The sequence below is a fragment of the Dysgonomonas gadei ATCC BAA-286 genome (genome assembly GCF_000213555.1).
GTDB lineage: Bacteria > Bacteroidota > Bacteroidia > Bacteroidales > Dysgonomonadaceae > Dysgonomonas > Dysgonomonas gadei.
In genome coordinates, this window is record NZ_GL891995.1 from 66472 (window position 1) to 75677 (window position 9206).

At 37.3% G+C, this 9206-nt stretch carries 7 protein-coding genes and 1 rRNA gene; 7 read left to right on the top strand and 1 reads right to left on the bottom strand.

From position 1 onward, the window contains the following. The first annotated feature begins 3 nt into the window (after positions 1-3). Positions 4-1161, top strand: a complete 1158-nt coding sequence (gene lysA / locus HMPREF9455_RS20185; RefSeq protein ID WP_006801621.1) for a diaminopimelate decarboxylase — start codon at positions 4-6, stop codon at positions 1159-1161. 82 nt (positions 1162-1243) lie between these two features. Beyond that, the gene (locus HMPREF9455_RS20190) at positions 1244-2419 is read left to right on the top strand and encodes a glycosyltransferase (RefSeq protein WP_006801622.1); all 1176 of its coding nucleotides are present in this window, start codon (positions 1244-1246) and stop codon (positions 2417-2419) included. Between the two features lie 32 nt (positions 2420-2451). Here HMPREF9455_RS20190 and HMPREF9455_RS20195 read toward each other — a convergent pair whose 3' ends face one another. Further along, a complete protein-coding gene (locus tag HMPREF9455_RS20195) occupies positions 2452-3171 on the bottom strand; it encodes an archaeosortase/exosortase family protein (RefSeq protein WP_006801623.1) in 720 nt (239 codons plus the stop codon). Positions 3172-3562: 391 nt separating this feature from the next. On the opposite strand from HMPREF9455_RS20195, the gene bamG reads away from it, so the two are divergent. The 5 genes from bamG to HMPREF9455_RS20220 all read left to right on the top strand — a co-directional run. Continuing rightward, positions 3563-4864, top strand: a complete 1302-nt coding sequence (gene bamG / locus HMPREF9455_RS20200; protein ID WP_006801624.1) for a BamG family beta-barrel-assembly machinery protein — start codon at positions 3563-3565, stop codon at positions 4862-4864. 71 nt (positions 4865-4935) lie between these two features. Next, positions 4936-5559 (top strand): LptA/OstA family protein, encoded by a 624-nt coding sequence (locus tag HMPREF9455_RS20205; protein WP_006801625.1) that lies wholly within the window; start codon positions 4936-4938, stop codon positions 5557-5559. Positions 5560-5666: 107 nt separating this feature from the next. Continuing rightward, positions 5667-7775 (top strand): SurA N-terminal domain-containing protein, encoded by a 2109-nt coding sequence (locus tag HMPREF9455_RS20210; RefSeq protein WP_006801626.1) that lies wholly within the window; start codon positions 5667-5669, stop codon positions 7773-7775. An 83-nt stretch (positions 7776-7858) separates the two neighbouring features. After that, on the top strand, positions 7859-8494 hold the full coding sequence (gene nth, locus HMPREF9455_RS20215) for an endonuclease III (RefSeq protein ID WP_006801627.1): 636 nt from the start codon (positions 7859-7861) through the stop codon (positions 8492-8494). Positions 8495-8848: 354 nt separating this feature from the next. Then, positions 8849-9206: ribosomal RNA gene (locus tag HMPREF9455_RS20220) — 16S ribosomal RNA — on the top strand; the annotation flags it as partial.

Sequence of the window (9206 nt, forward strand, 5' to 3'; positions counted from 1 at the left end):
CAAATGACAAAAGGAAATTTTCCTGTTGACAAGCTAAAAGGTATCGAAACGCCTTTTTATTATTACGATATGGATTTGTTGAAAAGAACATTGAAAATCGTAAAAGAAGAGACAAAAAAATACGGATTTGTTCAGCACTATGCTGTAAAAGCCAATGCAAACCGCAGGATTCTTGAACTTATTGCTTCGGAAGGCTTTGGCGCCGACTGCGTAAGCGGGAATGAGGTGAAAGCAGCGGTAAATGCAGGGTTTCCGGCTTCAAAGATTGTTTTTGCAGGAGTAGGTAAGACTGATAAAGAAATAAATCTGGCTCTCGACCTTAATATTTTCTGCTTCAACGTAGAGTCTTTACCCGAATTGGAAGTAATCAATGAACTCGCAAGCAAGAAAGGCAAACTGGCTCAGGTAGCATTGCGAATCAACCCGAATGTAGATGCCCATACACATGAATATATAACAACCGGTCTGAATGAAAATAAATTTGGTTTTGCTATGGCGCATCTCGATGCAGTAATAGAGAAACTGAAATCCCTGAAAGCGATCAAACTTATAGGAATACATTTTCATATAGGCTCTCAGATAGAGGAAGCGGAGACTTTCGAGCCTTTATGTGAACGCGTGAATGAATTACAGGTATATTTCGAAGAAAAAGAAATAAAGCTGGAGCATATCAATCTTGGCGGAGGACTCGGTATCGATTATGAGAATCCGGATGCTCATCCGGTTTCTGATTTTGCCGGATATTTTGCCTTGTTCAATAAAAGCCTCAAGCTAAGAGACGGACAAATAGCTCATTTCGAATTAGGACGCTCTATCGTAGCTCAGTGTGGAGCACTGGTAACTCGTACAACATATGTGAAGCATGGGGAAAACAAAGTATTCGTGATTGTAGACGCAGGTATGACAGACCTTATTCGTCCGGCGCTATATCAGGCGTATCATAAAATAGAGAATATTTCTTCTAACCTTACGGTTAAGAAATATGATGTGGTAGGTCCTATATGCGAATCTTCAGACGTTTTTGCAAAGGATTACGAGTTGAACGAAACCCAGAGAGGAGATATACTTGTCCTTCGCTCGGCTGGCGCGTATGGTGAAATAATGGCTTCGCAATATAACTGCCGCGAACTGCCTAAACCATATTACTCGGATAAGATATAAATCGTACAACAATATAAGTCAGGAGTCGTATGAATATATGGCTCTTGCTTTTTTATGAAGACATTTTTTTAGAATACAGGCAATGGTTGAGCAAATCTTACATTACTTCATGTTTAACGAATTGGAAATTGCAGGAATAGTATTTTTCTTCCTCTTGTTTCTTATTCAGATTTTCTTCTATTTCAATTATTACAAGAAGCCTTATTCTGTTGTTTGCAAGAGAGAGAAGGATAATTACAAACCATTCTGTCAGAAACCTAAAGTGTCTGTTATCATAGCTTCGGAAAATGCGGCAGACGAGTTAGCCGAAAATCTCCCTGCTATCCTGACTCAGGATTACCTCGACTTTGAAGTCATTGTTGTTAATAACGGGTCCACGGATGAGAGTGAAACTTTGTTACAGTCACTGCAACTTAAATACCCTCATTTATATATCACATATTTGCCTTATTCGAACGATATAACTTTTGGTCGTCGCAAGTTGGCACTGACTATCGGAATTAAGGCAGCTAAAGGTGAGGTTCTGTTGTTTACAGAACCTTATTCCAAACCCGTCTCTGACCAGTGGATATCATCTATGATGGAAGAGCTTCCGGACGGGAAAGATGTTGTTTTGGGCTATTCTTTTTATAATAGAACAAAGACATTTTTTAATCGTATTGCCCGTTTCGACAATCATTTGTTCTCTATGCAGTATATATCCATGGCTCTTAAAGGTAAGCCGTTTACAGGGATATACCGTAATCTGGCTTTTCGCAAGCATCTCTTTTTTGATAATAAGGGCTTTGCCGCATTCCTTAATTTAGAGAATGGAGAGGATGTGTTTATTAACCAGATTATTACGGAAAGCAATACATCTGTGGCTCTATCGTCCGATAGTTTTATGGAGTCTTCTAATGATAGGTTTTCGTTGTGGAAACAAGTAAAGAAGTCCTATTCGATTACTAAAAAACATTTCAAAAGCAAAACGCCAATCAATTTATTCGGTTTCGAAGCCGCTACCCGTTATTCATTTTATTTAATGCTGATTGCTCTTATTGTGTACTCTGCAATATCTTTTCATTGGGCATTATTGGGCATCACTGTATTTTTATTTATCTTCAGATTGGTTGTACAGTTGATAATAATAAATAAATCAGCCCAGTACTTCCGTTCGGGAAAGTTCCATTTCTCTTTGATCCTGATGGATTTTTTACAACCTTTTTATAATTTCAGATTCAGAACCAGCCATAAAAACCGGGCTACAGGCCGCCGTTGATCCTGGATCAAGTCTTAGTTACGCTTAATTTCCTATGTGTTTTGTGAATTTCCACTTGTATCGCGAGCTTTATTGATTAATCTCAGATAAGGTTTCCGGATTCTCTCTTCCCAAATCAGCCATAACACAAAGATAACTCCATCGTAGTATATCCAGACGAACACATCCCGATGGAAGACATTAAACCAGTCTTCATAGAATTTCAGATAACACTCTTTGGTGTTTACCCATTGACAGTTATTATACCATTCGTTTACAGGTATAAACCATTCGGGGAAAGGATTACGTATAATAATAAGTATTATGGCCAGTCTAAGAATATTAATTAGCAATAGGATAACCAGCGACATAGGAATATACCACAATTTCTTCTTTACCGGTCCAAAATAGAATGTAAGGATAAAGGTGAACATGAAAAGTTGCTTCAAACCCGTACATCCCCATATAATATCTACGGGAATGGAATTTTCGAAATAGAGTGTGTACCCGTTGATGATCTTAAAATCATGATACCCGAACAAGTCATGTACGACCCGGTATACAGCGTCTGCTGTCCATAGGTTCATACCTTCGGTGTAGGAAGTCAAATCTTTACCCAGTACGAGGAGTATCCTTTCGTCTTCCCCCTGATGTACACAAAGTTTCCAAATAAATTCAAATATGAGGAATAAGCACAAAAACCATATAATATCTTTAAATGGTTTTAGCTTGTTTGTGAATATGTTTATGTAGTATTTGCCGTTATTATTCATTGAACTTAAAAATCGCGTACAAAGGTACTAAAATAAGGATAATTAACCTTTTTAAGGCAAAAAAAATATGACATTTTATCTAAAACGTCGGTTAACTGGTTTTTTTTAATTTACTTTGCACAAATTTCATTTGTTTTTAAGTGAATTTAGTAGTGAATCAAGGAGTATTTTTCATTAAAGAAGCTGTTTATTAATCAGATAAGTTAAATGGAAAATATCAATGTCGGTAAGGCTTTTGGATGATTGCTCAGCTTTCTTTCGAAGTTTTGATATACCTGAATAATAATTTGCTTAAAAATTTGTTTATAGATGAGAATACTAAATGACTAACAGGACAGGTATTTTTATATCAGATTGAGATTTACAGGATTAAACCGTATATTGAATTAAAATGCTAAAGAGTAAAAATCTTCTTTTAATAGCCCTTTTGGCTTGTATTGTAGGCTCACTAAGAGCTCAAACCGATTCTCCATACAGCAGATATGGCTACGGAGTACTCAGAGACCAGGCCGTAGGTCCATCAAAGGCAATGGGAGGTGTAGGTTACGGACTTCGAAACAGCCAGAGTGCAAATCCGCTGAATCCGGCATCATATTCCAGAGTAGACTCGCTAACATTTCTATTCGATATAGGTGTTAACTTTAATAGCGGAAAGTTGAGTGATGGAGTTAATTCTGATAATAAGTACAGCGGAGGACTCGATTATATAACAATACTTGTTCCCTTAAAGAAAGGCCTTGGCCTTAGTTTTGGTATTATACCTTTTTCTTCGGTAGGCTATAAATTCGGATCAACAGAAACAAATGGCTCAGTATCTTACAACAAAACATTCTCCGGTAGTGGGGGGCTAAGCCAGATATATGGAGGATTGGGTTACTCCACTCCAATAAAGGGTTTATCAGCGGGAGCGAATGTCTCTTATCTTTTCGGTACATTAGACCATACCCGGAGTTTACCTGCATTAACAGGTAGTACCACATATACTTCCAGGGATATGACCGAATTATCCGTCAAAGCGGCAAAATTCGATATCGGTCTTCAGTATGAGATGCCAATAGCTAAAAATAAAATATTGACAATCGGAGCTGTTTATTCTCCTAAGATTAACTCTTCTGCCGATTATAATAATATACGTCAGGTAATATCTGCATCCAATACCTTAATTCAAGGAGATACGACAAATTATACGGGTGTTGATGCCGGAATACCAGAAACTTATGGATTAGGATTTACAGTAAACAGTAACAATAAACTTGTCTTTGGGGCAGATGCTACTTATCAACGTTGGAGCAAGGCTAAATATACTTCGTACATGAATGACGGACTCAGTGATGCCGATCGTTTCAATGATAGATGGAAATATAGTGTTGGTGCTGAATATATGATAGATCCATATGACAGGAGTTTCTTTAAGAAAATCAGATTCAGAGGAGGGGTTAATTATGCCAATTCATACCTGAATGTGATGGATGCCTCTGGGAAAATAGATGGCTATAAAGAATATGGTGCAACATTAGGCTTCGGTTTGCCTATCCGGGATAATATTGGTCAGCGGGTGTCATATATCAACATTAATTTCGAATACAAGAAATTAAAGCCGAAACTTAGTAATATGATAAGTGAAGAATATTTTGGAGTATCGTTGAATGTCAATATCAATGAACTTTGGTTCTTCCGTCGTAAAGTTGAATAAAGAAATACAGAATCAAGATAAATGGCCTCAATTACTGATTGAGGCTCATTGTTTTTAAGTATATTAGCCTGATGAAGTTAATGCCACTCCAAAAACTGTTTTTGGTAGCAGTAATCACAATATTTACTGCACCTTTCTTTTTCGCATCCTGTAAAAAAGAAGTCAGTTCTGCCGTAAATTTCAAATATGACAAAGAAATTGTGCCATCCATGCATACAGACAGTGTGCGGATGCTCATTTCCGATTCGGGACTTATCAAATATAAGATGATAACTAAAACTTGGGATGTTTTTGATGAAGCTAAGGATCCTTACTGGTTTTTTCCGAAAGGGGGTTATCTTGAAAAATTCGATACAGCTTTTGTTGTAGTATTCACCATCAAGGCCGATACAGTATGGAATTATACCAGGCGTAAACTCTGGCGACTCAAAGGGAATGTTTTTGCAAGGAATATTGTCGGGGAAACATTCACTGGAGATGAGTTTTTTTGGAATCAGCAGGAACAGAAAATATATTCGAACAAGCTAGTCGAGGTAAATAGACCTGAGAAAGGAGTGTTAATTGCCCGAAATGGTATGGTAGCTAACCAGCAAATGACAGCATATGAATTTATGGAAGTGGGAGAGAATGCAGGGAAGAAAACTGTGTTTTATGTGAACGAGGATGAAGAAAACAAAGAAGAAAAAGCAGAATAGTTTTTCAAATATGAATGAAATTCAATCTCAATTTATTATCTTCGCACGCTGAAAACTATATCTTTAAGAAATTGAAATAAACAAAATAAAAAGTAATTATTAATTAAATGGCTGCATTACAGAAAATTAGGAGCAAATCAGGCCTGCTTGTCGGAATAATCGCGGTAGGTTTATTAGCATTTGTGTTTCCGTGGGGTGAAGTTACGACCTTTGTTAATAAAATGAGAGACAAAGCATTTGTTGTAGATGGAAAAGTGATTACAACGAAGGAATATTCGGACAAAATCGCTCAATGGGAAAACTTTCAGAAGATTATGTCGAATCAATCCTCATTGGATGAATTCACAAATTCTCAAATCAGAGAGATGGCTTACCAGCAGATGGTAAAAGAAATAATGCTGGACGAAGAGGCCGGCAGATTAGGATTAGCCGTTACACCTGAAGAATTAAATGATATGGTATATGGACCCGTTGTAGCTCCTATATTGTATCAAATACCTTTTTTCGCAAACCCTCAGACAGGTCAGTTCGACAAAGCATATCTGATGCAATTTCTTTCTGATATAAATCAGGATCCGACTACTATGCAGGAACCGCATAGATCTGAGATTATGGCCAGAAGAGAAATCTGGGCCTTTATACAGAATATGATGAAATATCAACGTCTTGAAGAAAAGTACGCTTCTTTAGTTGCCGGTTCGGTTTTGGTTAGCGATACTGAGGCTAAAGCAGCTTATGGTGATTCTAAGAATGTTGCAGATATAGCATATGTTGTTCAGAGATATTCAACCTTGGCTGATTCTGCAGTTCAGGTTTCAGATAAAGAAATAAAAGCTCTTTATGATTTGCGTAAAAACAATTATAAATTAGATACAGAGCTTCGCAAAATTTCCTACTTTATAAAAGATGTTGTTCCTAGCGATGAAGATTATGCCGCTATAGAACAAGAGATGAATGCTGCATATGAAAAATTGAAAATGACAGATAATCCGGCTATTGTTCTAAGTGAATATTCATCCACATATCAGGATATCTTTATGGCAGTAACATCATTGCCGGCCGATGCTAAAACATTTGTAGAATCTGCGTCTGTAGGTGATATTTTTGGACCGGTTCGAGAAGATCAGACTTATCTGATGTATAAACTAATAGACCGGACAAACGCTGCGGATTCAATTAAACTGCAAATAATTCCATTACCTCAGGGACTTGATGAAAAAACATCAGCACATATAGTTGATAGTATCCAAAGCGTTCTTAAAGGTGGTAAAGATTTCGGAGCTGTAGCAGACGAACTATTTCCTAACTCGAATGGAGGTGATCTGGGCTGGACTAATGAAGCAATGTTGGCTAGTGCAGGAATTGCAAAAGAATGTTTTGCTGCTGCAAAAGGCGAAGTCTTGAAATTGAAAGTAGGAGGTCAGGATCAGTTGATTCGTATAGCAGATAAGACTAATCCGGTGCCAAAGGTGAAGTTAGCTGTAATACAATTACCTGTCATAATTAGCGATAAAACCCAGAATGCTATAGATAACGAGTTAAACCAATTTGTAAGTGAAAATGGAAATCTTGAGAATTTTGACAAAGCAGCTCAGGCTAAAGGCTACAGCCTGATTCAGAATTCAATTATTTCACCTTCCGAAATAGCGTTAGGGCAGGCTACAGGGACTCGTCAGGTAATACACTGGGCTTTCAATGAAAAAGTTGGTTCGGTTAAGAAATTTGACATGTCCGATAAACGTGTTGTTGCAATTGTGAAAAACGAAATTACTGGTGACTATATGCCTGTTTCGGAAGTAGCAACAGCATTAAAGACTGAACTTATAAATGATAAAAAAGCAGAGAAAATCATTGCTGACTTAAAAGCTAAGAATTTGACGTCTTTAGATGCTTATGCGCAAGCTGTTTCAGGGAAAGTGGATACGGTTAATTTTGTTACATTCCAGACCAATAACTTATCCGGTATTGGATATGAACCTCTAATGAATGTATATTCTAAATTAGGTCAGGTAAATAAACTGGAGGCTCCTATGAAAGGAAAATCCGGAGTATATGTATTGAATGTGACAAACAAAACAGAAGATACAAAAGAATTTAATGCAGAACAGACAAAACAGTCATTGAAGCAAGCCAATTATTATCAGATGATGTCACAAGCCGTATCTATATTGAGAAATAAAATGAATGTAGAAGATAACAGAGTGAAATTCTGGTAAAATTTTTTAAAGAAAAATTTAATTACTATATTTAAAGTCCCTTGTAGCAAAAGCTATGAGGGACTTTTTTAATTAAAGAGAATATGACAAAGAAAGAACGTTATACCGGAGTTATTAGTTGGTTTGAAAAAAAAATGCCTGTAGCGGAAACAGAATTGCATTACGATAATCCTTTTCATCTGTTGATTGCTGTCATTTTATCTGCCCAGTGCACAGATAAGCGGGTAAATATGATAACGCCGCCCTTGTTCGAAGCATATCCCACACCGGAAGTGATGGCTGTTTCTAGTACAGATGCCATTTATCATTATATCAAGAGTGTGTCTTATCCTAACAATAAAGCAAAGAATCTGTTAGGTATGGCTAAGAAGCTCGTGGATGACTTCGGAGGGAAGGTGCCTGATTCTATGGAAGAATTGGAGACTATACCCGGAGTAGGTCGTAAAACAGCAAATGTAATGCTTATTGTAGCTTTTAATAAACCGGCAATGCCAGTCGATACACATGTTTTTAGGGTTTCCAATCGAATTGGATTAACCGATAATTCGAAAAATCCTGAACAGACAGAGAGAGAATTGATAAAATATATACCCACAAAATATTTATCAAAAGCTCATCATTGGTTAATTTTGCATGGCAGATATATCTGTGTTGCGCGAAAACCTAAATGTGAAGAATGTGGATTAACCCCATATTGTAAGTTTTTCTCGAAAAAATGACCAAAAATTAGTCTTTAGTAATAACTTGGTTATTAGTATATTGAAAAAATACTTGAAAATAGTTTAAAAATACCTCTTAAAATATTTGGAATGATACTAAAACTTTACATATCTTTGCACCCGCTTTACCACTAAAGGGCACGTTTAAAGAAGGGTGTTTGCGTAGGGCGGAAGAGCGATCTTTGAAGGAACTGAAATAACAACATTATAGAGTGTAGTACACAATTTGGGTTTTTATTAAATTAAATATCCGGAAAAAAGCTAGAGATAGTTAAAAAAGGTGCTACCGTCAATTACTATTACCCAATAGTAAAGAAAGCTTGAACAGGATCAAAAGGTTTAAAAAAAGAATATACAAAGAAGAGTTTGATCCTGGCTCAGGATGAACGCTAGCGATAGGCCTAACACATGCAAGTCGAGGGGCAGCATAGGGTAGCAATACTTTGATGGCGACCGGCGCACGGGTGAGTAACGCGTATGCAACCTACCTATAACAGGGGAATAACCCGGAGAAATTCGGACTAATACCGCATAAAACAGGGGCTCCGCATGGAGATATTTGTTAAAGATTTATCGGTTATAGATGGGCATGCGTTCCATTAGCCAGTTGGTGAGGTAACGGCTCACCAAAGCAACGATGGATAGGGGAACTGAGAGGTTTGTCCCCCACACTGGAACTGAGACACGGACCAGACTCCTACGGGAGGCAGCA